The sequence below is a fragment of the Nitrosococcus halophilus Nc 4 genome (genome assembly GCF_000024725.1).
GTDB lineage: Bacteria > Pseudomonadota > Gammaproteobacteria > Nitrosococcales > Nitrosococcaceae > Nitrosococcus > Nitrosococcus halophilus.
This window is the reverse complement of sequence record NC_013960.1, coordinates 2322108-2347353: the sequence shown is the minus strand read 5'-3', so window position 1 is coordinate 2347353 and position 25246 is coordinate 2322108. Positions and strand designations below refer to the sequence as shown.

Annotated in this window: 32 protein-coding genes, 1 tRNA gene and 1 pseudogene; 16 read left to right on the top strand and 18 right to left on the bottom strand. The window is 50.9% G+C overall.

Going from position 1 to position 25246, the window contains the following annotated elements:
• Nucleotides 1-62: 62 nt before the first annotated feature.
• Nucleotides 63-386 (bottom strand): ATP-dependent Clp protease adapter ClpS, encoded by a 324-nt coding sequence (gene clpS / locus NHAL_RS11055; protein WP_013033224.1) that lies wholly within the window; start codon nt 384-386, stop codon nt 63-65.
• Nucleotides 387-559: 173 nt separating this feature from the next.
• On the bottom strand, nt 560-889 hold the full coding sequence (grxD, locus tag NHAL_RS11050; protein ID WP_013033223.1) for a Grx4 family monothiol glutaredoxin: 330 nt from the start codon (nt 887-889) through the stop codon (nt 560-562).
• 230 nt (nt 890-1119) lie between these two features.
• On the opposite strand from grxD, the gene NHAL_RS11045 reads away from it, so the two are divergent.
• The 3 genes from NHAL_RS11045 (at nt 1120) to argF (ending at nt 4204) form a co-directional block, all read left to right on the top strand.
• Complete coding sequence (locus NHAL_RS11045; RefSeq protein ID WP_013033222.1) at nt 1120-1701, top strand: superoxide dismutase; 582 nt, start codon at nt 1120-1122, stop codon at nt 1699-1701.
• 379 nt (nt 1702-2080) lie between these two features.
• The gene (locus NHAL_RS11040; protein ID WP_041355671.1) at nt 2081-3262 is read left to right on the top strand and encodes an aspartate aminotransferase family protein; all 1182 of its coding nucleotides are present in this window, start codon (nt 2081-2083) and stop codon (nt 3260-3262) included.
• Between the two features lie 27 nt (nt 3263-3289).
• Complete coding sequence (gene argF / locus NHAL_RS11035; RefSeq protein WP_013033220.1) at nt 3290-4204, top strand: ornithine carbamoyltransferase; 915 nt, start codon at nt 3290-3292, stop codon at nt 4202-4204.
• A gap of 2 nt (nt 4205-4206) precedes the next feature.
• On the opposite strand, the gene murU is transcribed toward argF, so the two are convergent.
• Complete coding sequence (gene murU / locus NHAL_RS11030) at nt 4207-4899, bottom strand: N-acetylmuramate alpha-1-phosphate uridylyltransferase MurU (protein ID WP_013033219.1); 693 nt, start codon at nt 4897-4899, stop codon at nt 4207-4209.
• Nucleotides 4896-5876 (bottom strand): aminoglycoside phosphotransferase family protein, encoded by a 981-nt coding sequence (locus NHAL_RS11025; RefSeq protein WP_013033218.1) that lies wholly within the window; start codon nt 5874-5876, stop codon nt 4896-4898. The genes murU and NHAL_RS11025 overlap by 4 nt, the downstream gene beginning before the upstream one ends.
• Before the next feature lie 67 nt (nt 5877-5943).
• Here NHAL_RS11025 and NHAL_RS11020 point away from each other — a divergent pair.
• A tRNA-Val gene (locus tag NHAL_RS11020) sits at nt 5944-6018 on the top strand.
• A 178-nt stretch (nt 6019-6196) separates the two neighbouring features.
• Here NHAL_RS11020 and NHAL_RS21175 read toward each other — a convergent pair.
• From NHAL_RS21175 to NHAL_RS11010, 3 genes are all read right to left on the bottom strand, one after another.
• Nucleotides 6197-6451: a hypothetical protein gene (locus NHAL_RS21175; RefSeq protein ID WP_013033217.1), complete on the bottom strand. Its 255-nt coding sequence runs from the start codon at nt 6449-6451 to the stop codon at nt 6197-6199.
• A 524-nt stretch (nt 6452-6975) separates the two neighbouring features.
• Entirely contained in the window at nt 6976-7890 is a 915-nt protein-coding gene (locus NHAL_RS21620) for a hypothetical protein (protein WP_203434316.1), read from the bottom strand.
• Between the two features lie 581 nt (nt 7891-8471).
• Complete coding sequence (locus tag NHAL_RS11010) at nt 8472-8888, bottom strand: DUF5681 domain-containing protein (protein WP_013033215.1); 417 nt, start codon at nt 8886-8888, stop codon at nt 8472-8474.
• A 489-nt stretch (nt 8889-9377) separates the two neighbouring features.
• Here NHAL_RS11010 and NHAL_RS11005 point away from each other — a divergent pair, with 489 nt between their 5' ends.
• Both NHAL_RS11005 and NHAL_RS22485 read left to right on the top strand, forming a co-directional pair.
• Nucleotides 9378-9731: a hypothetical protein gene (locus tag NHAL_RS11005; RefSeq protein ID WP_013033214.1), complete on the top strand. Its 354-nt coding sequence runs from the start codon at nt 9378-9380 to the stop codon at nt 9729-9731.
• Nucleotides 9731-10006: a type II toxin-antitoxin system HicA family toxin gene (locus tag NHAL_RS22485; protein WP_013033213.1), complete on the top strand. Its 276-nt coding sequence runs from the start codon at nt 9731-9733 to the stop codon at nt 10004-10006. Before NHAL_RS11005 ends, NHAL_RS22485 begins: the two co-directional genes overlap by 1 nt.
• A gap of 42 nt (nt 10007-10048) precedes the next feature.
• Here the strand turns inward: NHAL_RS22485 and NHAL_RS10995 are convergent, their stop codons facing one another.
• Entirely contained in the window at nt 10049-10420 is a 372-nt protein-coding gene (locus tag NHAL_RS10995) for a ProQ/FINO family protein (RefSeq protein ID WP_013033212.1), read from the bottom strand.
• Between the two features lie 436 nt (nt 10421-10856).
• On the opposite strand from NHAL_RS10995, the gene NHAL_RS10990 reads away from it, so the two are divergent.
• The gene (locus tag NHAL_RS10990) at nt 10857-11036 is read left to right on the top strand and encodes a hypothetical protein (protein ID WP_013033211.1); all 180 of its coding nucleotides are present in this window, start codon (nt 10857-10859) and stop codon (nt 11034-11036) included.
• A gap of 238 nt (nt 11037-11274) precedes the next feature.
• Here the strand turns inward: NHAL_RS10990 and NHAL_RS20475 are convergent.
• Together NHAL_RS20475 and NHAL_RS10975 are read right to left on the bottom strand one after the other, a co-directional pair.
• A protein-coding gene (locus NHAL_RS20475; RefSeq protein WP_420804776.1) for an IS1 family transposase occupies nt 11275-11993 on the bottom strand; the annotation gives its coding sequence in 2 pieces (ribosomal slippage) (nt 11275-11723 and nt 11723-11993; 720 coding nt in all).
• Between the two features lie 166 nt (nt 11994-12159).
• On the bottom strand, nt 12160-12879 hold the full coding sequence (locus tag NHAL_RS10975; RefSeq protein ID WP_013033210.1) for a TPR end-of-group domain-containing protein: 720 nt from the start codon (nt 12877-12879) through the stop codon (nt 12160-12162).
• Nucleotides 12880-13331: 452 nt separating this feature from the next.
• Here NHAL_RS10975 and NHAL_RS10970 point away from each other — a divergent pair, with 452 nt between their 5' ends.
• From NHAL_RS10970 to NHAL_RS10955, 5 genes and pseudogenes are all read left to right on the top strand, one after another.
• Nucleotides 13332-14615 carry an efflux RND transporter periplasmic adaptor subunit gene (locus NHAL_RS10970; protein WP_013033209.1) on the top strand — a complete coding sequence of 428 codons (1284 nt, stop codon included), beginning with the start codon at nt 13332-13334 and terminating at the stop codon, nt 14613-14615.
• A gap of 5 nt (nt 14616-14620) precedes the next feature.
• Complete coding sequence (locus tag NHAL_RS10965) at nt 14621-15337, top strand: ABC transporter ATP-binding protein (RefSeq protein ID WP_157862552.1); 717 nt, start codon at nt 14621-14623, stop codon at nt 15335-15337.
• A 129-nt stretch (nt 15338-15466) separates the two neighbouring features.
• A complete protein-coding gene (locus tag NHAL_RS22480) occupies nt 15467-16759 on the top strand; it encodes an ATP-binding cassette domain-containing protein (protein ID WP_203434315.1) in 1293 nt (430 codons plus the stop codon).
• Nucleotides 16760-16845: 86 nt separating this feature from the next.
• Nucleotides 16846-18198: an ABC transporter permease gene (locus tag NHAL_RS22475; protein WP_203434314.1), complete on the top strand. Its 1353-nt coding sequence runs from the start codon at nt 16846-16848 to the stop codon at nt 18196-18198.
• A pseudogene (locus tag NHAL_RS10955) lies at nt 18195-19328 on the top strand (ABC transporter permease). Before NHAL_RS22475 ends, NHAL_RS10955 begins: the two are co-directional and overlap by 4 nt.
• A 12-nt stretch (nt 19329-19340) precedes the next feature.
• Here NHAL_RS10955 and NHAL_RS10950 read toward each other — a convergent pair.
• The gene (locus tag NHAL_RS10950; RefSeq protein ID WP_013033207.1) at nt 19341-19793 is read right to left on the bottom strand and encodes a hypothetical protein; all 453 of its coding nucleotides are present in this window, start codon (nt 19791-19793) and stop codon (nt 19341-19343) included.
• A gap of 239 nt (nt 19794-20032) precedes the next feature.
• Between NHAL_RS10950 and NHAL_RS10945 the strand changes: the two genes are divergently transcribed.
• Entirely contained in the window at nt 20033-20497 is a 465-nt protein-coding gene (locus NHAL_RS10945; protein ID WP_013033206.1) for a hypothetical protein, read from the top strand.
• Between the two features lie 85 nt (nt 20498-20582).
• On the opposite strand, the gene NHAL_RS10940 is transcribed toward NHAL_RS10945, so the two are convergent.
• The 5 genes from NHAL_RS10940 to NHAL_RS10930 all read right to left on the bottom strand — a co-directional run bounded on the left by NHAL_RS10940 (nt 20583) and on the right by NHAL_RS10930 (nt 22807).
• Complete coding sequence (locus tag NHAL_RS10940; protein ID WP_013033205.1) at nt 20583-21440, bottom strand: M23 family metallopeptidase; 858 nt, start codon at nt 21438-21440, stop codon at nt 20583-20585.
• On the bottom strand, nt 21428-21565 hold the full coding sequence (locus NHAL_RS20470) for a helix-turn-helix domain-containing protein (RefSeq protein ID WP_013033204.1): 138 nt from the start codon (nt 21563-21565) through the stop codon (nt 21428-21430). Before NHAL_RS20470 ends, NHAL_RS10940 begins: the two co-directional genes overlap by 13 nt.
• Complete coding sequence (locus NHAL_RS10935) at nt 21543-22157, bottom strand: IS607 family transposase (RefSeq protein ID WP_013033203.1); 615 nt, start codon at nt 22155-22157, stop codon at nt 21543-21545. The genes NHAL_RS20470 and NHAL_RS10935 overlap by 23 nt, the downstream gene beginning before the upstream one ends.
• Before the next feature lie 96 nt (nt 22158-22253).
• Nucleotides 22254-22490, bottom strand: a complete 237-nt coding sequence (gene yidD, locus NHAL_RS20465) for a membrane protein insertion efficiency factor YidD (RefSeq protein WP_013033202.1) — start codon at nt 22488-22490, stop codon at nt 22254-22256.
• Between the two features lie 50 nt (nt 22491-22540).
• Nucleotides 22541-22807, bottom strand: a complete 267-nt coding sequence (locus tag NHAL_RS10930) for a hypothetical protein (RefSeq protein ID WP_013033201.1) — start codon at nt 22805-22807, stop codon at nt 22541-22543.
• 164 nt (nt 22808-22971) lie between these two features.
• Here NHAL_RS10930 and NHAL_RS10925 point away from each other — a divergent pair, with 164 nt between their 5' ends.
• A complete protein-coding gene (locus NHAL_RS10925) occupies nt 22972-23283 on the top strand; it encodes a DUF6763 family protein (RefSeq protein ID WP_013033200.1) in 312 nt (103 codons plus the stop codon).
• 143 nt (nt 23284-23426) lie between these two features.
• Nucleotides 23427-23825 carry a hypothetical protein gene (locus NHAL_RS21390; RefSeq protein WP_041354890.1) on the top strand — a complete coding sequence of 133 codons (399 nt, stop codon included), beginning with the start codon at nt 23427-23429 and terminating at the stop codon, nt 23823-23825.
• On the opposite strand, the gene NHAL_RS20460 is transcribed toward NHAL_RS21390, so the two are convergent.
• The gene (locus NHAL_RS20460; protein ID WP_013033199.1) at nt 23713-23958 is read right to left on the bottom strand and encodes a DUF1496 domain-containing protein; all 246 of its coding nucleotides are present in this window, start codon (nt 23956-23958) and stop codon (nt 23713-23715) included. The genes NHAL_RS21390 and NHAL_RS20460 overlap by 113 nt on opposite strands.
• 345 nt (nt 23959-24303) lie before the next feature.
• Between NHAL_RS20460 and NHAL_RS10915 the strand changes: the two genes are divergently transcribed.
• Nucleotides 24304-24852 (top strand): HPF/RaiA family ribosome-associated protein, encoded by a 549-nt coding sequence (locus NHAL_RS10915; protein ID WP_013033198.1) that lies wholly within the window; start codon nt 24304-24306, stop codon nt 24850-24852.
• A gap of 129 nt (nt 24853-24981) precedes the next feature.
• On the opposite strand, the gene NHAL_RS10910 is transcribed toward NHAL_RS10915, so the two are convergent.
• A complete protein-coding gene (locus tag NHAL_RS10910; protein ID WP_013033197.1) occupies nt 24982-25176 on the bottom strand; it encodes a DUF6316 family protein in 195 nt (64 codons plus the stop codon).
• Nucleotides 25177-25246: the final 70 nt, after the last annotated feature.

Genomic DNA, 25246 nt, shown 5'->3' with positions numbered 1-25246 from the left:
GCTACCGCAACCCGCCAAGACCTGCAAGACCCTACCGATAAAATTAAGCCCTACAGACTCCATTACGCTTTTTCTAAAACACACTTTAGCGGATGCTGGTGGTTCAGAGAATACTCGTTCACCTGAGCCACCTTTGTTTCTGCGATCTCATAGGTAAATACACCGCAAATGCCTTTCCCCTCGGTATGGACCTGCCACATAATCCGTGTCGCCTTTTCCCTATCCATAGCGAAAAAAGTCTGCAACACCTCCACGACGAACTCCATAGGGGTGTAATCGTCATTGAGCATCACCACTTTATACATTGGTGGTCGCTTGAGCTTTGGCTTTGCCGTATCAACGGCAAAGCCACCCTCATTCTCTTCATCTGGATCTATCTTACCCATAAACCAACCCGATTCCTCTTGACCATCTCTTTCGATAAAGAGAAAACCGGTACCCTAACAATTATAGAATTTCTTGTCGCTATAGTAAGGAGGCCATGATGCCGGTTCAAGGGCGGAAAACGCGCAAAGCGCTTACCTAAGCGCGCCGCGCGCTACCCGCCGGGCTGTAAAAACTACCCTTCCGAGGGATGAGGAGCAGCTTCCTGCACCATTTTTTGCAGTTCCCCGCTTTCAAACAGCTCTAAGGTAATATCACATCCCCCTACCAATTCACCATTAATATACAGTTGAGGGAAAGTGGGCCAATTGGCGTACCGGGGTAGATTGGCACGGACTTCTGGGTTAGCAAGCACATCCACGTAAGCAAATTCCGCGCCACAAGCCTGTAGTGCTTGGGCTACCCGGCTAGAAAAACCGCACTGGGGTAATTCAGGCGAGCCCTTCATAAACAAAATGATCCGATTAGATTCCACGGCTTCTTTAATCTGTTCCATTACATCCACAGCATATACCTCCGAGATGTCATATACTTAAACAAACTTGACTAGACTTGACTAGACTTCACTTGTCACGCAAAGGTTCCTTGCTAAAGCAAGGTGACTAGGGCCCGAATCGCGCTAACTACTGCCCTTGCAATCACGACTAAGAGCCCCTTAGACTATTCTTGATATTTTTAGTCAGTCATTCCATTTTATACCACACCTAACCAACGACACGACAAAGGAGATTGGGCATGAGTCATCGCTTACCAGAACTCCCTTACGCTATGAACGCCCTGGAACCCCATATTTCCCAGGAAACCCTCGAATACCATTATGGCAAGCACCACCAAACCTACGTGGACAAACTCAATGGGCTTGTGCCTGGAACCGAGTTTGAAAATGCATCTTTAGAGGAAATTATTACCAAAGCCTCTGGTGCAATCTTCAATAATGGCGCTCAAATATGGAACCACACCTTTTATTGGAACTGCCTAGCGCCCCAGGGAGGGGAGGAACCTAATGGTGCCCTGATGGACGCTATCCGGGAAAATTTTGGCTCTTTCGCCGATTTTAAAGAGAAATTCAGTCAGTCAGCCATAACCCTATTTGGTTCCGGTTGGGCCTGGTTGGTCAAAAATCCCGATGGCTCCTTGGATATCGTCGGCACCAGTAACGCCGGTAACCCTCTGACAGAGGGCAAAACTCCCTTACTGACCTGCGATGTCTGGGAACATGCTTACTATATTGATTACCGTAATGCCCGGCCCAAATACCTGGAAGCCTTCTGGAATCTGGCAAACTGGGATTTTGTCGCCAAAAACTTGGCGAGCTAAGACGAGTTAACCCCATCGGAAGCAGGGGGCACCCCTCCTTTCTTACTCCTTGACGTTCTCCCTGGATGGTAAACGGCCCTCTAGCCAGGTCGCGAAGTGAAACGGCGCGCCGAGGGAGAGGGCCGGTTAACTGTTGTTTCAGCGCCGAATTGGCGCTATGATTTTCTCGCTCACGGAGCCTAGGGTCGAGGGGACCCGAAGTCAAAGCGCGTGGAGCGGTAAAGACCCCGAGGGCTGCTGCCTGAGGGCCGCTGAGAAACGCGAATTTGTCGGACTGATGGAAATTAGTCACGATGAAACTCCTATTAGCCTATGGCAGCCTCTAGGGGGGCTGCCATTTTTTCATTCAAAACTCACCGTTAAGTTTGATCGCACCATAATGAACGAACCGTTAATGTCTGCCTATGCCCGCCTTCCCGTGGCCTTTGAACGGGGAGAAGGCGCCCGGCTGTGGGATACCGCTGGCAATGAATATCTGGATGCCCTAGCCGGTATTGCGGTTTGTGGCCTTGGCCATGCCCACCCCGCCATTACCGAGGCGATTAGGGAACAGGCAGGGCGTCTACTGCATACCTCCAACCTTTACCAGATTCCCCTCCAGGAAGCCTTAGCCACCCGGCTCAATACCTTGGCTGGAATGGAGCGAGTCTTTTTTGCTAATTCCGGGGCCGAGGCCAATGAAGCCGCCCTTAAGATCGCGCGCCGCTATGGGCATGAGCAGGGCATCGATAATCCTCAGGTTATCGTGATGACGGGCAGTTTCCACGGACGCACCCTGGCCACCTTAAGCGCCACCGGCAATGCCAAGATTCAGGCAGGCTTCGAACCCCTGGTTCAAAATTTTATTCGGGTGCCTTATAACGATGCTTCCGCCTTGGAAAAACTACCCGAGCCCACCCGTAAAGAAGTCGTCGCCGTCCTGGTGGAACCTATCCAGGGCGAGGGGGGTATCGTAGTTCCAGGAAGTACCTATCTCGACCAGATCCGGGCAATTTGCGATACCCAAGGCTGGTTGATGATGCTGGATGAGGTGCAAACCGGGCTTTGCCGTACCGGCCGCTGGTTTGCCTTCCAGCACAGCCAATCCCAACCAGACGTGATCACCCTTGCCAAAAGCCTAGGTAACGGCATTCCCATTGGTGCCTGCCTCGCCCAGGGCAAAGCCGCCCAAGTATTGCAGCCCGGCAGTCACGGTTCCACCTGTGGCGGCAACCCCCTGGCCTGTCGGGCCGCCCTAACGGTATTGGAAACCTTAGAGCAGCAGCAGCTGGCGGCACGAGCAGCTCAATTAGGACAGCGAATGCTCGAGGCCTTCCGGGAAACATTACGCGACCTACCTGAAGTCAAGGCTATTCGAGGGCAAGGGTTGATGATAGGAATCGCACTGGATCGCCCCTGTGGTAAGCTGATGCAGCAAGCCCTAGCGGAAAGGCTACTGCTTAATGTCACCGCAGGCAATGTCATACGGTTGCTTCCCCCCCTTATTATTAGCGATAGGGAAGCCGATATCATTGTGGCAAAGATTGACAAACTGATCAGAACATTTCTCAAAGAGGGCTGAGACCCATGGATAATAAGGGAGATAGGGATGGCAGTACAACATTTTCTGACGTTACTCGACCTACCGGCTGACGAGCTCAGGCAGTTAGTACTGCGGGCCATGGATCTCAAAACCCTACAACGGCAGGGGAAAATCTACGAGCCCCTGAAAAACAAAGTACTTGGGATGCTGTTCGAGAAATCCTCCACCCGTACCCGCGTCTCCTTTGAGGCAGGCATGGCCCAATTGGGTGGCAGTGCCATCTTCCTCTCACCCCAGGATACCCAACTCGGACGGGGAGAACCCATAGAAGATACGGCCCGGGTCCTCTCCCGGATGGTGGATTGTTTGATGGTCCGCACCTTTTCCCACTCGATGTTGGAGCGCTTCGCGGCCTACTCCCGGGTACCCGTAATCAATGCCCTCACAGATGGCTATCATCCCTGCCAGTTACTGGCGGACATTCAAACCTACCTCGAGCACCGGGGAGGTATCCAGGGCCGAACCATCGCCTGGATAGGGGATGGTAACAACATGTGCCAATCCTACATTAATGCGGCCTGCCAATTCGATTTCCAGCTGCGGATCGCTACCCCGGTAGGCTATGAACCCGACCCCACTATTTTGCAAACGGCGGGGGAACGGGCGCAAATCATGATAGACCCACGGGAGGCGGCCAAAGGAGCTGACCTGGTGGTTACCGATGTTTGGACCAGTATGGGGCAAGAAAAAGAAAAGCTACGCCGGCTTCAGGACTTTGCAGACTACCAAATCAATAGCAAACTGATGGCCCTGGCTCAGGAGGATGCCCTTTTCATGCACTGTCTCCCTGCCCACCGGGGTGAGGAAGTCACCGCAGAGGTGATTGATGGCCCGCAAAGCGTGGTCTGGGACGAAGCGGAAAATCGCCTCCATGCCCAAAAGGCCTTGCTAGAAAAATTGCTAGTAGGTGGACCGCAATAATCCTAGAAACGGTAGGGGCACGGCGCGCGCCTACTAGCTTGCAACCACTGCTCTAAATGCTGCAAGCGTGCTGGGGTGCCAACATCCCACCACTGCCCCCGGTAATATTCCCCGCTCACCGAACCTTGACCCATCGCCTCTCGCAGCAAGGGGGCCAGGGGAAATCGACCAGGATGGCAATGGGCAAACAGCTCCGGACGGTAAATCCCCATGCCACTAAAAGTCAGCCTGGGGGCTCCTTCCGCGGCCACCCGCTCTCCTCGCAAAGCAAAGTCTCCTTGGGGATAGTAAGGGGGATTGTCCACCAAAATCAGGTGGGCTAGCCCTGTCGGTGCCCGCCGCGCCCTAGCAAAGGGATAATCAGTCCAAATATCCCCATTAAGCACTAAAAAAGGCTCCTCCCCGAGCAGGGGAAGGGCCTGAAAAATACCGCCCCCCGTCTCCAACCCCTCCTCGCCCTCGGGAGAATAGCGGATTTGAATGCCATAATGCTCGCCATCACCCAGCATTTGCTCCACCTGTTCCCCCAAATAGGCATGATTAATCACCAGCTCGGTAAACCCGGCCGTCGCCAGGGACTCAATAAGATACTCAATCAAACGTTTGGAACCGGCCCGAAGCAAGGGCTTAGGAGTATTATCAGTCAGCGGCCGCATCCGCTCTCCCCGTCCAGCGGCGAGTATCATGGCCTTCACGGTGAGTTCACCGGCTCGGGCAAATCTCTCAGCACTTGGGCCAATTCCGCCAGTTCGCCATACTGGCAGGCCACAGTGCGGAGGTAATTCAAGGTCCGGGGAATGTCCTTAAGATAGCCTGGCTTCCCATCCCGGTAATTCAAACGGGCAAAAATCCCACTGGCCTTCAAGTGGCGTTGCACTCCCATCCAATCGAACCAGCGTAGAAACTCCCCTTCGCTAGCGCCTACCGGAATTTCTACCTGGGCCGCCTTCCGCCGATAATCATAGAGCCAGGTGAGCACCCTGTCCCGCGGCCAAGCCCGATAACAATCCCGCAACAAAGACACTAAATCGTAGGTCACCGGACCCTTCACCGCATCTTGGAAATCCAAAATCCCAGGATTGGCTTGTTCCGTCATCATGAGATTGCGTGAATGGTAATCCCGATGTACCGGTACCTGGGGTTGCTCCAGAGCCGAAGCAACAAGCAACCCAAAAGTCTTATTTAAAGCCGCTCCTATGTCAATCCCTAAGTAGCGCCCCAGATACCACTCCCGGAATAGTTCCATCTCTTTCATCAACAAATCCTGGTCATAGGGTGGCAGCCCCAATACTTCGGCATCCCCCCCCTGAAGCAACCGTAAGGCCGCCAAAGCATCCCCATAGAGCACCGGGGCATTATGGGAGTTCAAGATCTTCAGGTACTGGCGCTCGCCCAGATCGGTGAGCAAGAGGAAGCCCTGTTCCAAGTTTTGCTCCAGTACCTCAGGCACATTCAACCCTAAGCTGCGAAACCCCTGGGCAATATGGATAAAAGGTCGGCAATCCTCCCGCGCCGGCGGAGCATCCATCGCAATTAGACTCTCCCCATTCCGGTGCACCCGGAAATAGCGCCGGAAACTGGCATCCCCCGAGGCCGGCACCAGGTGGTAATTCATTATGCCAAGATCCCGGCTCAACCATTGTTGCAAGGCTTCAAAACGCGGATCGGGCATCCCCTTCCCCTCTATAAAGTTGTCATTGACCCCGAAAGAGTCTGGCCGTAAAATTGCACCTCACTTAGGGCGATTAGCTCAGCGGGAGAGCACTGCCTTCACACGGCAGGGGTCACTGGTTCAATCCCAGTATCGCCCACCATTTAAAACTTTATAAACAAATACTTAAAGCTGTATTTTCTTGGGTGCTTAGTATCGTTGTTTGTCCCTTCTAAAATCAAGTCCCCAACAAGTCCTATAGATGAAAAAAACAGCCGGGGGTAAGTATCAATAATATGCCCCCGGAATATCCTTATAGGCATCCTGCACCTGCTGCGACGTTATTTTGACACGCCAAAATCAAACGGATTTGAAATGTAGCCAGTTGCAGCGGTTGCACTAGAAGCGATAGTGTTTAATTGTGTGAAAGGCGTTCCGCTTTGATGCTCACCTCTTGCCCTAGCCAATCTTCCTTCGCACAAAGTTTCTAATGCCCCAGGACACCTAGCGTATACCTCAGCTTCGCTTAATGGGGTGATTTGTTCAGTTATGCTCATAGCGATTGGGATTGCCAGAGTCAGTGTCACTTTCTTCATAATTCAGTTTCCTCAAAATACTCAAGGATAAGACATTTTACCGGCACAAGCTCTCGCATGGCACCCCGTCACCATGTTTTAATCTATAAATAGGGTGCGCACCCTTATGGAGTAAGACGGATTTGGCCACAGTGGAAGCCTGCAACGCTTAGCCTTTAATTAACAATACCTTACAAGATATTTATCCGCTCCAAAAAAGCCTCGGGTAGCAAATGGGGTAGCATTTAGGCGGGTCAATTCGGTTTTTGGCTCTTTTATAGACTCCGCTATCTCTGTTTTTATAGGTACCGCAAAACTCCCCTTTTAGGGGACGAAAAAATTCATGCTCTCCCTTTTTATGGTCTCGCTTACCTCTCAATTCATTCTCCACCGGCACGGGGGAGCCTTTTTTAGGGACTCCGAAAATTCGGGGTAACCAATTTCTTCGCCACCCACACAGGGTATTGGGAGCACGCTAAACAAAAACCCCGCCAGCCGGGGGTTAGGGGCTAACAGGGTTTTGTATTTTATTAGCTAGAAATTGACTATTTAATTTGACTAGGCAGAGAAATATCTGCTGAATGAATAATTACTTCTTCTAAGAAGTTCCTCATGTCTTGAGAGACTAACGTGTCTTGGGTGCTCAAAGAGCTTAGATTAGAGGATTTTTGGTTTGCCCTGCTTCCTGGCGTCATGCGATACCCGATGAATAGAACCCCATTACGTTCTAATTCATCAAGACCTTCTGATGCTGTCGCATCTTCGTCAATGATGGCGAACAACCCTCCTACTCTATTAAGAGCGGAGAACCCAAAATAAATTATTGCCTCGAAACCATTTCTAAGCGCGATAAGTCCGATATATTTTCCGTCATCAGTGGAAATTACAGTACTTGGTTGGCTTCCATTCATTAACCTTACACCTTCCACGAATTTACCATCTATTGAGTCATAACTGATGAAATCCCCAAAACCAAGACCGAAAACCCCATCATCTACGATCATTAAACTCCATCTTCCTAATAACTTCTGGAGATCACCGCCATAGTTGAAGTTACGTCGCTCTATCGGTTTCTCCTTTCCGTCTATGATTACCTTTCCCTGACCTCTACTTTGGAAGCTTAGCGTTATTTGGAAGCCGCTATCGCTGGATGAAATACTGGTAGACTTGCATCCCAAACACTGCCCGACTTCAGAGTTCGAAAGGTTAATAGTGGCCATATTATTTCTGTTAAGCTGCCCTGAACCTGAGTACCATACAGGATTACCGGACCCGCCATCGACGAATGTGGAGACAAATAGCGTTCCGTTCTGCGTCTCGATGTTGTATCCTGTGCCCGGCTCGGCAGGGTTCCACCACCAGCCGTTCTCGGGGGCGGCTAAGGTGGCGGTTGAGGCGAATAGAGCAGTTACTAAGGCTAGGCTTTTTCTCATTTTTTCTCCCATTTTCAATACTTTCAACAACAGTTATCGTTTAGTCACATTAATCTTTAACCCTACCAGTTTGGAAGGAATACTTACCAGGGTGTTCTAGTACCGTCTTACTACCGACAAAGCGCCTCACAAGGCACCCCATCCCCCTCCCCGTCAAGCCTAGACAGCTCGCAAGCTAGATAACTCATTAAGCTCGCACCCCCTCGCATATGTGGCCGCAATGTAAGGTTTTCTGCCCAGTCAACATTTAGCTAACAGGAAGGACATCCTAGAAAAATTTTGCTGTGTAGCTTTTTCCCGTGGTTCCCTGCACCCGCATGAGATAAAATCCCAGAAAGGACCCCCCCACTTAATAATTTTGCGGATGCAAAAAATGGGCTGCCCATCCGGTTTTGGTGCATGAAGTTATAGAAATTTAGGGTGGGCGGGTACCCGTATGAATTTTGTGGATATAAAAAATAGGCTACCTGCCCGGTCTAGAATCTGAAACCTCCAGAGATGGAGAACAGGGGGTATTACATAAAATCCAACACCACTCAGTGTGACTCGATGCGCTTAAGCGCGATTTACCAAATATCTGCCGATGCTAGCGCGCCACATCTGGGCTTTTATAATATGCCTCCTTTAAATATGGCATCAAACGACTGGTAATCGCGATGCCTTTTCAAAGACTGCTCCTTGCCAACAAGCCCTCCATAGTTCGCCAACGCGGCTAACAGGTGATTCCCTTCCTCTGGTGTGATCTCCCCCTTACTGACTGCCTTTAAAATTTCTTGGCCTTTCTCAAGTAATGACTCGCCATTAAACTGAATGGATACCGGCTCTGCCTGGGGTCTGAGGTTGGGGATTAGTTTATCTAGACACAACTTTAGCGCGGTGGCATCCCCCTCTAAAGCCATCTCTACCGCCTTCTTAATTAAATCCGGCGCATGGGGGCGCAACAGCTCCCTAAACTCAGTCCGTTTGTCTTTGGTCCCTTTCGGCCTCCCTGCTGGGTTGCCGCTTTGCCCAGGCTTAAAACTCATTTGATTTCCCCTTGAAAATATCAGTAGATAATAAACTAAACCACTCGGCCAGCTCTGCGCCTCCGTGCGCCTCGATGATGGCCTTAGCTCGGGTTAGCCGCTCGATGCTCAAACCTTCAAACTCCCGTCACGCTTAAAAACCGCTTTCCTCCAATTGTTACGATATAACATAACGTATTGTACCCCCGTACCCTAGTAATGGGTACCCCTAATACCAATTTGACAAAAGAATGCAATTTATTAAGGTTGTAAGTGTTTGTTTAAATTAGACCTATACAGTGCAAAATTACATGAAATTGGTATAAGGCCCCCGGTTTCGCGAATGTTTATGGGGGTTAGCCCGTGGGTGTGGGGAGGAATTGGAAGATAGAAAAAGCTTTTAAAAGCCGATAAGAACAAAAGAGAGGTAGTAGAATATACTCTTGTGGAAGAATATACTAAGTAAAATTGTCATACATTTGAGCACCCAAACAAGAGAGGTGATGCGAGATGCGTCCACAAGCTCTTTTTTTACGCTGCTTTGTTGAACGCCGGGATGACCAGTGGCAAGGGTTTTGTATTGACCTTAACTTAGCTGCTCAGGGTGATTCGTTAGAAGAAGTAAAGCGCAAGCTAGAGGCGATGATCGCTGATTACGTCTATGATGCACTTGCCGGTGAAGATCGCGAATATGCTATGCAACTCATGCAGCGCAAAGCCCCGCTCAGCATCCGCTGGCGCTACTGCTGTTATGCATCGATTTCCCGTGTTGTTCATTGGAAGAGAGAAATTTATCGGGTTTTCCAGGAGCAGGTTCCTCTCTTTCCTCGCGATCCACACCATCATCCTATGAACCATGCATAATGGGTTGGCGCTGGCGACCGCTGGAATGCCGGGAGGTAAAACAGATCCTTAAGAACCTTGGTTTTGAACCGCGCCCACGGAAAGGCACCTCACACGAGCAATGGGTAAAATACTCCGAGAAAGTTTTACATAAGGTCACTGTTGATTGCCCGAAAGCCCCTTTCGGGCCTGACCTCATCAAATCCATGGCATCCCAAGCGGGCGTTAGCAAGCGTGAGTTCTATAGGGCATTGAATAAGAAAAAAAAGAAAACGGTGGGGTTAAATAAGGGGTAACCCCCCCCTCAAATAAGAATAATTCTTAGTGGTGGAGGGTGTCTAAACCGCGTTCTTAGATAGCCCCTTCGCCCGTTTCAAGCTGAGAATTGGCCGCTTTGGTGGTGTTTCCCTCTGGATAGGAGTCACCTTCGCGGTATTGCTTTTCTTTGGTGGCTCATTGGCGCGTTTCTGCTTCCTTGCCTCAAACCTCGCCTTTAGCTTCTGCCGTGCATGTTCCGCGTGTTCCTCTGTCGGCTTCTCGACTTCCTCCCCATCCAGAGACACACGGCCCCGGCGCTCTGCCAGGGCATATAGGTAGGGCGTGCAGTTCATGTGCATTCCCAATGCTCGCCTAAGCGCAAGTTTGCTAAATCCTCGCTCGGTGGCGAACGGGATAAGCTCTTGGTGTACGCCGACGGCTAAGGGTCTCATACCAATTTAATCAAAGAATGCAATTTATTAAGGCTTCAAGTGCTTGTTTAGACTGCATCTATACAATGCAAAATTACATGAAATTGGTATTAGACAACAGGCCCGCCTTGCAAATAGCCTAGGTTTTAGCATTGATTTCCTGATTGCCTCTTCCAATCCCCTACTTAAGTACCTATGAATAAAATATGAGGCGTTTTAGGAGCGAGCTGGTGGTGTTCCGCAAATCCGTTTTTCTTCCCTGAAAAGAGGGTTTGCGGGGGCTTCCCTGTCCCCTGGCTCCACGCCACCGGCTCGCTCCAGGAATACTTAAAAACTTTTACTGAGATACTTACAGATCCCCCCATGGGAACATTTTTCAGCTTGTTTTCAGCTTTAATTTTTAAACTAGTTCTATCTGATAAACGATAACCTGAAATAGACGAGGAAATCGCAGGCAATGGAACAAAGAAGCAAATTAATTGACGCCAGAAAGATATTTAAAAATGCCCGCCCGAGGCGGCAATTTGAAGTCTCCGCTTCAGAAGACATGAAAACCGGCGCCTCGCCACTGAATTTTCTATTGGTGGTTTTTTACGTACTGTTGGCCCTCAATCTGCTTGGCATAGGCTCTGCTTAAGCTATCGAGGGATTGCTTTGCTTATCAGCTTGGCAACGGGCGCCCCTGTGGGGTAAGCCGTCCGTATGTGGGCTCTCTTGATTACCATAAATGACCGCTTCTTTTGGGGTTGGGTCTGAAAAAGCCACCTGCTTTAGCAGGTCGGTCGTTTACTTTCTGCTCTCTAATAAGCAAGGGTATCTTATATTTGGGGTACCCTTGCTTTTATTTTTTGGTAGTCCTGCATTATGAGTGATAATCAGGATCGGGTTGTTGGGCAAAGGGTCGCATTATAATGGTGGACAAAATACCAAATAGCGCCGACATGGTTTTCTAATTTCTTGGAGAAAGAGAGTGCTTTTCTGACTAAACGCGAAACACGCTGTCTGAGCGTACAATTAAAGCGTTCAATGTGGCTTGTTTGTCCCGTTTCTTTGCCCACGCTGCGATGGCGTGGCCCTGGGAAGATAGCCTCATAGGCTTCCCAAAAATCGGTGTAACTTACGGCCCGCTGCCGATAAACGGCGGGTAAGGACTGCCATAATCCTTGTGCCCCTGTTTGACTCCGATCGCCGATATAAACCCCCACAACTTCTTGGGTGTCCCTATCGAACGCTAACCACACCCATTGTTTATTGCCCTTTCTGGCGACAAACGACCAAAGCTCATCGCACTCAAGGGTTAAACGAGCTCTGGACTTTTTTTTATCTCCACTCGCCGCGGTGTATGCGCATATTTATCGTTCACATAATATTGCAACCAGCGCTCTGAAACGCCCGTGACTCGGACAATCCCTGCCAGCGGAATTCTCTCTAAGAGCAATTTATCAATCAGCTCTTTCGTCTCTTGAGTAATGGAGCAATTCTTGGGGTCCTCCACGAATTGCCGACCGCAGACTTTGCATAAAAATTTGGGTGTCCCGACCCCATTACTCCCATTTTTGACAATATGAGTACCACCGCATCGGGGACAGTTCATGGCTATCTCCTTGAGAAATCTATACATACATAATATAAATATAGCGCATAATCACTCAATATGCAGCACTACCTATTTTTTTACAGCGGGCCTTAAGTCAATAACCCGGTGAAGCAACAGGGGCTCCAGGACATTCTTGCCGATGTCCCCACTCCTAGCATGAATTTTATGAACGCTTTAACCGACGCCACCAAGAACTAACACCCCGGTTTTTCTCTGACTGCTTTTCTGCCTCTACTTCCGTTTCTACAACCTCCGCTTCCGAAGTTTCCATTTCTTCTTCCTCAGCAAGTTTTTCGAGAAAGTTCTTAAACCATTTCTCATTTCTGACATTATCCAGATCCTTGTCCACCTTAAGATGTTTTAGAGGAGGAAGGCTATTTGCCTGGTGCCCCTGTTCTAAATATTTTTGGCATGCTTTCTGTTCTCCACGCAAACTATGGATGCAAGCTAGATTATAAGCCCCCACCCCTGGCTCTAAGGCCTCCGCAGCAGCAATTTTCTCTTTTGCTTCCCCATACAAGGCTTCGGCACGTTTATCAGGTTTATTCTTGGCCTGCTCAATTAAGGCCGCGCCCCAGTCATTCATGACCTTTGCGCTGTCCGGCTCAAGTCTAAGGGCCGTTTCAAATTTTTCACATGCTGTTTTATAAAGCTCCTTAGCTTCCTTACCCTGTTTCCGTTGGGCTTGGTCATAAAGCACTAATCCCCAATAATGGAAAATTTCAGCATTACTAGCATCCAGTAAAGCCGCCGAGGAAAGCTTCTTATAGGCGGCTTCAAATAAATCATCCGCCTTGGAATCTAAGGTTTTTCTTGCTTTCTCAGCTTGTAATTTCCCCCGCGCTAACTCATTTTTTGCTAATCGCCGCTTAATTCTTTTCATTGATAAGGATCCCTTAAAATGTGGTTTAAACTTATCTTCCGCGTTTCTCTATGAAAAGCACATCCTAACACCGATTTCCCTGCCGCCTGGGATAGGGTTAAGGATTTCCCCTAAATGGACTCCCTAAGTCTTGTAATATTGGTATTTTATCCAACAACATAGGCGAGTGTCTTCCTTTTTCCTGTTAAACCCTGAATACCGCTCTAGCAGTCTCCCAGAAAATACAGTACCAGACTAGCGGTAAAAAAAGGCAAGCGGGGATTCCCCCAAGGAGGAATTCAGCGCTTTCAAAAATACTGAACTAAATTTCAATCAATCTATCTCATTACAGGGAAATTCCAATACCACTTTCCCTTACTGATAGATTATTTAATGGCTACCCATTGCAAACGCCCCCTACTGCAAGGGGAATTCCCAGGGTCGCTACCTCTTGCCACCATGCCATCTCAACCATGACAAATAATGCTACAGAGCGCTCCGACGACATCAGCCAAGTCTTAGGCCTGGGGTCACACTCTACTGGCCGGAAGCGTTGGAAGTGGCTGCTCGCCGCCATGGCGGTACTGGCCCTCACCGGTATCGTTGTCACCTACCAAAGCGCCGGCAATAGCCCTAAGACTCAATTTAAAACAGCCCAGGCACAATGGGGTAATCTCACCGTTACGGTAACCGCCACGGGAACACTGGAACCGGTTAATCAAGTCGATGTGGGCAGCGAGCTCTCCGGAACCATTGAAACCGTAGAGGTGGATTACAACCACCAGATCGAGCGGGGGCAGGTTTTGGCGCGGCTGGATACTGACCGTCTGGAAGCAGAAGTGATTCAAGCGCGGGCCTCCCTCGATTCAGCTAAAGCGAAGGAACAAGAAGCAAAAGCCACCGTCCTGGAAACCCGGTTGCGTTTTGAACGCTGTCAAAAGTTAGCGCAACGGCAGTTATGCTCCCAAGAAGAATTAGACACCACCCGGGCCGCTTATGCCCGGGCCCAGGCAGCAGAAGCCAGCGCCAAGGCCCAAGTTGCCGTAGCCCGCGCCACCTTGGACACCCATGAGACCGATCTAGCAAAAGCCGTCATCCGCTCCCCTATCAGCGGCATCGTCCTGGTGCGCGCAGTGGAACCAGGCCAGACCGTAGCCGCCTCTTTCCAGACTCCCGTACTATTCACCCTGGCTGAAGATCTCACTCAGATGGAACTCCACGTGGATGTGGACGAGGCCGATGTGGGTCAGGTAAAAGAAGGCCAAAGGGCCACCTTTACCGTGGACGCCTATCCAGGCCGAATCTTTTCAGCCCAGATTACTCAGGTCCGCTACGGCGCCCAAGAAATAGATGGCGTGATTACCTATGAAACCGTGCTGAGGGTAAATAACTCCGATCTGTCCCTGCGACCGGGGATGACCGCCACCGCAGACATCGTCGTGGAACAGGTGGAAAATGCGCTGCTGATCCCCAACAGAGCGCTGCGCTTTACCCCTCCCGTCCAAGATAAGCCCTCCACCTCTAACCGGGGCTTAATTGGCTATCTCTTTCCCCACCCCTCCCGTTCTCCTTCCAAACAACGCCCGGAGGTCAACGGCAACCCCCAACAACAGCGGGTATGGAGTTTACAGGAAGGACGGCCTACAGCCCTCCCTATCACCATCGGCGCCACAGACGGCATCATGACCCAAGTGCTGGAAGGGGAAATCGAACCCGGGACAGTACTTGTCACTGACACCCTCCCCCGTCCCTCGTGATGGCAATGACCCGAAAGCAGCTCAAACCGCCGTTGATTGCGCTTCGAGAGGTGACCAAAATCTATGGTACCGGCAGGGCTGCTATGGAGGCACTGCGCGGCGTTAATCTTTCCATTGAGGCAGGGGATTTCGTGGCGGTGATGGGACCCAGTGGTTCCGGAAAATCCACCTGTTTGAATATTCTTGGCTGTCTGGATACCCCCAGCAGGGGGGCTTATTTTTTCCAAGGGATCGAGGTGGGCAGGCTATCCCGCAACCAGCGTGCCCGGTTGCGCCGTCACTATCTGGGATTCGTGTTTCAGGGCTTCAACTTGCTGAACCGCACCTCAGCCCTAGAAAATGTGGAGCTGCCCCTCATCTACCGAGGCATCCCGGCGGCAGTGCGCCATGCTTGGGCCCGGAACGCCCTGGCGGCAGTGGGCTTAAATGGCTGGGAACACCACACCCCAGGCGAGCTTTCCGGTGGACAACAGCAGCGGGTGGCCATTGCCCGAGCCATCGTGACCCAACCCCATGTGTTATTCGCCGATGAGCCCACCGGCAACCTGGACACAACCCGTAGCCGGGAAATCATGGAACTGCTGACCACTTTCAATCGGGACCAGGGCATTACCATCGTCATGGTCACCCATGAAGCGGATATGGCCGCCTATGCCAAGCGCATCGTGCACTTTGTGGACGGGCGAGTGGCCTCTGACCAACGCCAAACGGAGGTGGCCTAAGGTCAAAATCGATCCGGAGTTGCTCAAAGAGCATATAGAGAAAGTGAAAACAGGCGTGCCCGGCATCGCCTATGTACGCCTAGACCTCAATACTCCGTGGCCTGACAGCCTCCGAGTAAAATTACCCCAATGATCACCGAGCAACCTTTGGTAGCGGAGGTCGCGGGCCTCACTCATCGCTATGGCGAAACGGTTGCGGTGAATAATCTTCATCTGGCGCTTCCTGCCGGCGGCATGGTGGGCTTCATCGGCCCAGACGGAGTCGGCAAGTCCACCCTGTTGGCCCTGATAGCTGGGGCCCGCCAGATCCAGAGCGGTCAGGTAACGGTATTTGGAGGCAACATGGGCCATAGCCATTATCGCACGGCTATACTGCCGCGCCTTGCCTATATGCCCCAGGGGTTGGGAAAAAATCTCTACGCTACTCTAACGGTATGGGAAAATGTGGATTTTTTCGGCCGCCTATTCGGCCAGGGCCGGGAGGAACGGGAGCAACGCATCCACCAACTGCTGCACGGTACCGGTCTCGCCCCCTTCAAGCACCGTCCCGCCGCCAAATTGTCGGGGGGCATGAAACAAAAACTTGGACTATGCTGTGCCCTGATCCACGACCCGGATCTGCTGATCCTGGACGAGCCTACCACCGGCGTTGACCCCCTCTCCCGGCGGCAATTTTGGGAGCTCATTGACGGTATCCGAAAGCGCCGACCTGAAATGAGCGTGTTGGTGGCCACCTCCTATATGGAAGAAGCGGAACGCTTTGATTGGCTGGCAGCCATGGACGAAGGCAAAATTTTAGCCACGGGCCACCCTGCAGCACTCAAATCCCGGACCGGAACGGAGGATCTAGATACCGCGTTTATCCAGCTACTGCCCGAGAAAAAGCGCTCTAACCATAGAACCTTAGTCGTCCCGCCCGCCACCTTTGGGGCCGAAGGCACGCCCGCCATTGAAGCTCAAGCCCTCACCAAGCGATTCGGTGACTTTACCGCCGTCGACCGGGTTAATTTTCGTATCCAACAGGGCGAAATCTTTGGCTTCCTGGGTTCCAACGGCTGCGGTAAAACCACGACGATGAAGATGCTCACCGGCTTGCTGCCGCCCACGGACGGCAAAGCCTGGTTATTTGGCCACCCCATAGCGGCCCAAGATCTGGAGATCCGCAAGCGAGTGGGCTACATGTCCCAATTTTTCTCCCTCTACGGGGAATTAACGGTACGCCAAAACCTGGAACTCCACGCCCAACTATTCCATCTGCCGAAAGAACGCCTCCCGGAACGACTGACCACGCTAATCGCCCGCTTCGATTTGGCCCCCTATCTAGACGAACTCCCCCTAGCACTCCCCCTCGGTATCCAACAGCGTCTCTCCTTGGCCGTGGCCATTGCCCATGAACCGGAACTGAACCCACCTCCGGAGTAGACCCTGTCGCCCGGGACCAATTCTGGGAGCTGCTGCTGGATCTCTCCCGCAATCAAGGGGTCACCATTTTTATTTCCACTCACTTTATGAACGAGGCCGAGCGTTGCGACCGTATTTCACTGATGCACGCCGGCCAAGTGCTCGCCAGCGATAGCCCTTCGGCGCTCAAGCAAAGGCGCGGTGTCGAAACCCTGGAAGAAGCCTTCATCGTCTACCTGGAGGAAGCGACTGGCTTGGCTGAAAACCTTAAGGACAATACAATGGCGGGGGTAATACCCCAATCGCCCCCTAAAAAACCTCCCCGCGCCACGGCCTTCAGCCTACGGCGTCTACTAGGTTACGCCCGCCGGGAGAGCCTCGAAATCAAACGGGACCCCATTCGCCTACTGTTTGCCCTAGTGGGTTCCGTACTACTCATGTTCACCCTCGGCTATGGCATGACCTTCGATGTGGAAGACCTCAAATTTGCCGCCCTAGACTGGGACCAAACGCCGGCAAGCCGCGATTATCTACACAATGTGGCAGGCTCCCGTTATTTTATTAAACGCCCCCCCATCCATGATTACACCGAGTTGGAGCAGCGGATGAAAAGCGGGGAACTAAGCCTGGCTATCGAGATTCCGCCCAATTTCGGAAAGGATCTAAAACGGGGGCGAGCACCAGAAATCGGGGTCTGGATCGATGGGGCCATGCCATTTCGCGGCGAGACCATCCGCGGCTATGTGGAAGGGCTGCACTATCAATACCTGACTGATCTCGCCATTCGTACCTACGGTATCGAACCCCGACCGATACCTGCGGATCTGGAGATCCGTTACCGCTACAACCAAGACTTCAAAAGCCTCTATGCCATGATGCCAGCAATGATCCCGGTTCTCTTGGTCTTCATTCCCGCCATGCTGGTCGCGCTCGGAGTCGTGCGGGAAAAAGAACTCGGCTCTATCACCAATCTCTATGTCACCCCCGTGACCCGCCTGGAATTTCTGCTAGGCAAACAGCTTCCCTATATCGGTGTGAGCATGATCAGTTTTTTTGGCTTGGTTGTTCTGGCGGTTTTCTTGTTTGAGGTCCCCCTTAAGGGAAGCTTTGCAGCATTGACCGCGGGCGCGTTGCTCTATGTCACTGCCACTACCGGATTCGGCCTGCTCATGTCTACTTTTGCCCAAACTCAAATTGCGGCACTGGCGGGTACGGCCATTGTATCGCTGCTGGCTGCGGTCAATTTCTCTGGGCTCACCGATCCCGTGTCATCCCTGGAAGGTGTAGGCGCTTGGATTGGCCAACTTTTTCCAACCACCTATTTTCTGATCATCAGCCGTGGTACTTTCACTAAAGCCTTGGATTTCAGCGATCTCTACCCCTATTTCATTGCTCTTGCGGCCTTCATCCCGGTATTCACCCTGCTAAGCCTGATATTCTTAAGAAAACAGGAAAAATGAAGCGACAGCAACTGACCAATAGCTACCGTCTGGGACTCAAGGAACTGCGCAGCCTATGGCATGACAAAGTCCTCCTGCTCTTTATCATTTGGGCCTTCTCCGGCGGTATTTACAGTGCGGCCACCGCAACCTCGCTGGAACTGCACAACAGCCCCATCGCCATTGTCGACGAAGACCGCTCGCCGCTGTCAAAGCGCCTTATCAACGCCTTTTATCCGCCTTATTTCAAAACCCCGGAACTTATTACCATCGCGGACATCGACGCGGGGATGGATTCTGGCCAATATACTTTTGTCATAGACATTCCACCCCATTTTGAACGGGACGTGCTGGCCGGCAAGCAACCCGAAATCCAGCTCAATGTCGATGCGACCCGGATGAGCCAGGCCTTTATTGGCGCAGGCTACGTCCAGAATATCTTGGCGGGAGAAATCACCGAGTTTGTACAAGGTTTCCGGGCTGAGGCCCCATACCCCATCCAATTGACTCCCCGGATAAAATTCAACCCTAATTTGAGCAGTAGTTAGTTTGGCAGCGTCATGGAAATCATCAATAACATTACCATGCTCTCTATTCTCCTTACGGGGGCCGCCCTCATCCGGGAGCGGGAACATGGGATCCTTGAACACCTGCTGGTGATGCCTTTGACTCCCCTTGAGATTATGGTGGCCAAAGTCTGGGCCAACGGCCTGGTGGTGCTCCTAGCCACGGCCCTCTCCCTATGGCTGGTCGTCCAAGGGCTGCTGGCCGTGCCGATTGCCGGCTCCATCCCTCTATTCCTGCTCGGTACCCTCTTGCACCTATTTGCCACCACGGCAATGGGCATTTTTATGGGGACTATCGCCCGTTCCATGCCCCAGCTAGGACTGCTTGCAATCCTGATCATTTTGCCCTTGCACTTGCTTTCCGGGGGCATCACTCCCCGGGAGAGCATGCCAGAAGCCGTGCAGGACATCATGCTGCTTGCACCCACTACCCATTTTGTCAACCTGGCCCAGGCCATCCTCTACCGGGGCGCGGGATTTGAAATCGTTTGGCCCAGCTTTATGGCCATTTTCGGGATTGGCTTCCTCTTTTTTATCGCCGCCTTGTCACGCTTTCGGAGGACAGTGGAAACCACTCAAACATAGTCGTTATAGGTATCATTTTAACGGTGTTTGAGAATCCAAGGACGGCTGCCTGAGCATGAGACCCCTGCGCTCTTGCTTAAACTGAAATTGTTGCTCTTGATGCTCCCGCCGAAAACGCTGTCTCAGCTCTGGCCCACCCCGGCGAGTTGGGTCCAACCGATGGCCTTGCTGCTGCCGTAAGAGGTTTTGCTCCAGGATTTGTTGGCGTTGCAAATCCCTTTGGCGTATTCCCTGTTGCTGGAGTCGCAGATTAAGCCCGCGCTGCTTTGCCAGCGGAAGTCGGTCGCTTTGTAAACGATGACGAAAACGCTGTTGCTCCATGCGAAGGTCAAAAGCTCGTTCGTTATGACGGGCGCGTAGTTCACTAACGGTACCCGCCGAATAGGCTTCGGTGAATAAAGCCGACACCATCAATAAGCCGCCAAGAAGAACCCAGCGAAAAGGTAAATGAATGGTGATAGACATTAGCCAGCAAACGCAAATTTAAAATGGCGATATTAAATAAATAGACCACTCTCGTTTATGGGAACCGCTATATCTAGCGATTTGGCTCTCCAACCTCAATTAGGGCTATTCAGGCAAGCACACCTTAGTCCATAATAACCACAAAGTTGGTATACCTTTGCCAACCCCTACCTAAAGCCTATATTGAGGTAGTGGGGTATAACTACTGTAACCATTGCTCATGTTAAGAGGTAAAAAAGGTGAAAAAGTCCCTAAAATACCTTTGGATTTTTCTTCCTATCTTGGTGGTAGGAATAGCCGCAGCCAAAACTAATTGGCTAGATTCAAACAAGATTACTCTGCCCAATGGAGAAAAAATCAGCCCGGAAGAGCTACAATCTCAAGCGGCCCTTAAAATTATCGCCGCACAGATCAATAAGGCGCTCCCTAAGAAGGTTGACAGAGAGACAGAGCTTCGCAGCGTCGAGGGACGAGACGGAGAACTTAGGTATAATTACGTTAAAATAAATGCTTCCTCCGATCAGTTCGATAACAACCAATTTGTAGAGGAAACAAGTCCGAAAGCACTTGAACTGGCTTGTAACAGCCCGGATCTACATGTTTTCTTAGAACACGGAGTCAGCGCTCGCTACTCTTTTCATGGCAAGGATCTTAAACCTATCGGCGAAATTGTCGTGACCCCCGGCCAATGCGGCTATCAATAACTATTTTTCCGCTTCTGCCGAGCCGGGATGTCCTAAAAACTATTGGCCTGACCTAGGTTTTCCCTAGCAAGGGAATGAGAACCGCTCATTCCCTTGCCGCCGTCGGCATCGGAGCGACCAAGAGCTGAGGATCAAGCCGAGTTTGAAAAAGGTTGATTCTCCAATCCAAGTGAGCGCCGGTAACCCGTCCCGTGGCACCCACCTCAGCGATGATCTCTCCCTGGGTTACCCGCTCACCTTCTTTGACTAAAATCCGCCGCAAATGCAAAAATGCGGATGAAAGCCCATGCCCGTGATCGAGAATAAGCGTTCCTCCTGAAAAAAACATATCGGGATGGACCAAGGTAACGAATCCATCCGAGGGAGCCCGTACAGGCGTTCCAGTAGGTGCCGCAATATCAATTCCATAATGGGGACGCCGAGGCTGGCCATTCAGGATTCGCTGACTCCCATAAACGCCAGAGATAGCACCTTGCACAGGCCAAATAAACCCGCTTAAAAAATCAGTACGGGGATCATCTCGTTTCCGTGCCTTTCTAACCAGGGCCGCCTCTTTGCGGATACGCACTAAATCTTCGGTGCGGGGGGTCACCTTACGGGGAGGCAAGCCCTCAATACGCTGGATTTGATACTGGCGCTGGGCGATCTCAAGTTCTCGGACTTCATGTGCGCCATCGGGGAAAACAAGCTTAAGAGTCGCCTCCGGCTTGGCATCACGGCCAAAGCCCATCAAAAACAATCCATCCTCGGAAATCCGCAGCTGGCGCCCATCCAGAAAGACCTCTACCCCCGGTTCCGTTTGCCCGATGACCAAGCTTCCTTGCTGTAAGGGTCCGTGAAACTCCAGGGCCAATTCCGCCGCCCACCCAGGGCTCAGGAGTAACCACCCAAACCCCAGCAATCCAATTAGTCCATGCACAAACCTACCGCTCACTTGCTCCACTTATTCTCATCCTGAGAGAAGTGCTCCAACAGCTTGTTATAACAGTGCCGCCTAGACCCGCACGCCTTATCTAACGCGGCTTGGCTGATAGAGGGCCGCAACTCAATTTTGTGTGCTAGTAACATGCTTTAGCGCCTCTATCGTCTGCTGGTGCTTTCTGCTTCGGCTTCCATATAACCGGGCTGAAAGTACCGTGATGATTTCTAAAACATCTTGGGCAAGCTCTTCCTCAAAACTGGGTGGCTCACCTTTATGGATAATCACAATCTCAATGCCTTGAATTTCGCAGAGGGTAAAAATCAACTCCGCGCCAAACCTCAATAGCCGGTCTTTGTGAGTAATCACTAGCCGCCGCATCCTCCCCCGTAAAATTAGCTCAAGCAGCCTGTTTAAGCCTTTTTTCCGGTAATTCATCCCTGAACCGAGATCTTTAATAATCTCGGATTTCCATCCTTTGGCCGCACAGTAAGCCTCTAGCATGGCATGCTGACGCCCAAGCTCTTCCTTTTGCTCATCGCTGCTGACACGGGCATAGCAAACCGTTGGGCTGCTCTCATTCGCCAGCTCTAGCAAATCCGCTACAGCGTAATAACGGGTTCCGCCTTTGGTTTTTCTGGCCGGTAGCAGCTCCCCGGATGCTTCCCATTTTCTGAGCGTATCCGGGGTAGTGCCTAGCAGCTTGGCGGCTTCGCCAATTTTTACTAACCTCTTTTGCATTTTTATAAATTAGCAGAGATTAGCGTAAATTTCAACGCTCAGCTAAAAGCCCCCTCTTTGATTTGAGTACAGGAAAACTTTTCTCCCCCCAGGGAATCAAGGTTTCGATCGCCATTGAGGGATATCAGGTACCGGATCAACGCCACCCGGATGAAAGGGATGGCAACGCAAAAGGCGTTTTAACCCGAGCCAGCTTCCCCGAACTCCACCATAGCACTGGATGGCCTCCTGAGTATACGCTGAACAGGAGGGATAGTAACGGCAGTGGTTGCCCATTAGGGGGCTAATGCCATAGCGATAAACGGCAATTAAAGACAACAGGATAGTTTTCATTGTGGATACGGCCTATTGACTAAGCTTAACATCCCTGCCCAAACAGCTCCTTAAGTCGAGGATAAGCGGGTCTCTTCCCGCTTACCGCTGTCAAACAGCGTCAATTCCCAACGCCCTGATGCCACATCGTGGCGCAGGATATATATACTCCCATCTCCACTCCGGATTTTAAAATAACGGTAATCCGGTGCCAGCCAACGATCAACGACTTCTAATACCTCTACTGACCTCCTACCGAGAAAGAAACGGCGGGGAGTTTCTTCCCCCTGATAGCCAGCATAACACTCAACCCGCACACTTAGATCAGCCTGGCCCATAGCTATTTCCTCTTCTACTTATATAATACCTTGAATATTATATTTAGCCTTTTGTTCCCCAACTTCCGCCCCAATATCTGCTCTCCAAATTCTTTAAAAGTTCATAAATACTAGTCTATGCTGGCTTGTGGCATGATTTACTGCAATCCCTAGGAGATATGACAATGACAACTGAGATAGAACCCATCCCAGGCGAGTGGTACGAAAATATCGAGACACACCAAATCTTTCGAGTTATCGATATAGATGAAACCAGTGGCATCATCGAAATCCAATATGTAGACGGCGATATTGGGGAAATGGATATGGTGGCCTGGGAAGCATCGGACTTGGAGTGGATTGAGCCGCCGGAAAATTGGACCACCCCCTATGATGATATCGAACAGGATGATCTAGGATATACGGATACGGATACGGATACCCACCCGGAGGAGGAACCGAAAATCATCAAAAGATATGGGAATGAAGGTGAGTAAACGCCCCTTTCGGAATAGATTTTCTAGCCGGCGAGGACTGTGGACCACTCGAGTCTAATGCAAGCACCACCTTGGCAGCCCTTTACTGGAACACGAGGGGTAGTCAAAATTTCTTAATAGCTGACGATAAGGAGGCCTCCCCAATGTGGAAAAGACAAAACCCAACCTTGACGCCTGGCTATGGGCCTTTTCCTGCTGGGATGATGGAAAACGAGGGAAAAAGGCTACAGCAAGAACCTGAGATTCCACCAGAATTCCCCCCGGAAATGCCTCCAGAGGAGGTACCCCAAGAAATTCCACCCGAGGCTCCTCCTGAAGAACCTCCCCCACCGGAGGAGGTACCGGAAGAAATTCCACCAGAAATCCCTGAACAGCCCCCCCAGAGAGAAATCGATTCCTCTAGCCTTCTTCTCCCATCGGATCGGCTACTCAGGGATTGTCCGGATCACAAGGCCCTACCCGCACCCAAACCCCATAGTCACAACGAAGCAAAACACCGCTACTACAAACATGGGTGCCACTTTTATAGCTTTGATTATTAAAGTAGCAGACGGCCTCACCAGGCACTTCTAACCGCAGGACTTCAGTTTCTTCGTCGGTTTCCAAAGCGATAGGAGAGTTTCTTAATTCCGGGTCGGGTGCGCCAACATTAGGGACATCGCTGCTATCTGACATGCTAATCTCACTTTAAATTTAGTTGACAGTACCTTAGCTAACTTTCTTAATAAGTTTTCCAATTATTGACGCTGTTCTCTAAATTGTAATTTACTCTGCTGCCCTCTTTTCTTTTCTATCATGGATGGTCTATAAATCAAGTAAGGATTGCAAAACTGGCTTCTTTAGTTCAGCCAGAATGTGTCCGATTAGAAATAACTTATCACCCAATAAGCTCATATCTTTGAACCATTCTCATCTTGTATTCAAAAAATCAAAAAATCCAGGCCAGAAGGGCTGGATAATCCATCCACATCAATATCTTATTGAATTTTTGAAGCCCAACCTTGTCGGAGAGGCACCCGTATGCAATTACCTATACAAATTAGCTTTCGTCATATGGAGCCGTCCATCGCCGTAGAGGACAGGATTCGTGAAAAAGCCGCTAAGCTAGAGCAGTTCTATGATCGTATCATGGGCTGCCGAGTGGTCGTTGAGGCCCCTCATCGGCACCGCCACCAGGGCAAGCTTTATCATGTCCGCATCGACTTAACGGTGCCAGGCGGAGAACTTGTGGTCAGTCGTGAGCACCATGGGAAAAAAGCTCACGAAGACGTTTATGTTGCGCTCCGAGACGCCTTTAATGCAGCCCAACGTCAGCTTGAAAGCTACTCCCAGCGGCAAAGGGGCAACGTCAAGCATCATGAACCGCCACCCTCTGGCCGTATATCACTGCTAGTCCCTGAGCAAGACTATGGTAAGATTGAAACCGTTGATGGTCGGGAAATTTATTTTCACCGAAACAGTGTCTTAAATGAGGACTTCAAGGACTTACAAGTGGGCCGGGAAGTGCGCTTCACTGAAGAAGAGGGGGATTTAGGTCCTCAGGCAAGCACCGTCCACCTCAAAGGTTAATAAAAACTATTCTCAGGGCGGCGTTACAATTTATGGTAAAAACGCCGCCCTTCTCGCATCTTTAATGTGCCGCAACCTTCCCCTTCCTTGGTTAACAGAGATACTATTTTGATTTGGGCAATTAATCTCCTACGCTATTTTTCTGATCTCCTGCGAGACCCTTCCCTGTTGCTCCCTGCGGAGAATTACCATCTCGTCAAGGTAGCGCTGGCACATTTCTTCGGCTTCCCGCCGAGTATCGAAAGGACCGATACGGCCTTCCCGAGTCAGAAAATACCACCCTCTTTGGGCAACGCAACGGAATCGGGTCTTTCTTCTAACCATGATCACTCCTTAGAACAATGCCATAAGCATAACCCGTTAAAGTTTCAGCTTTCTTAAACGGGCTCACACA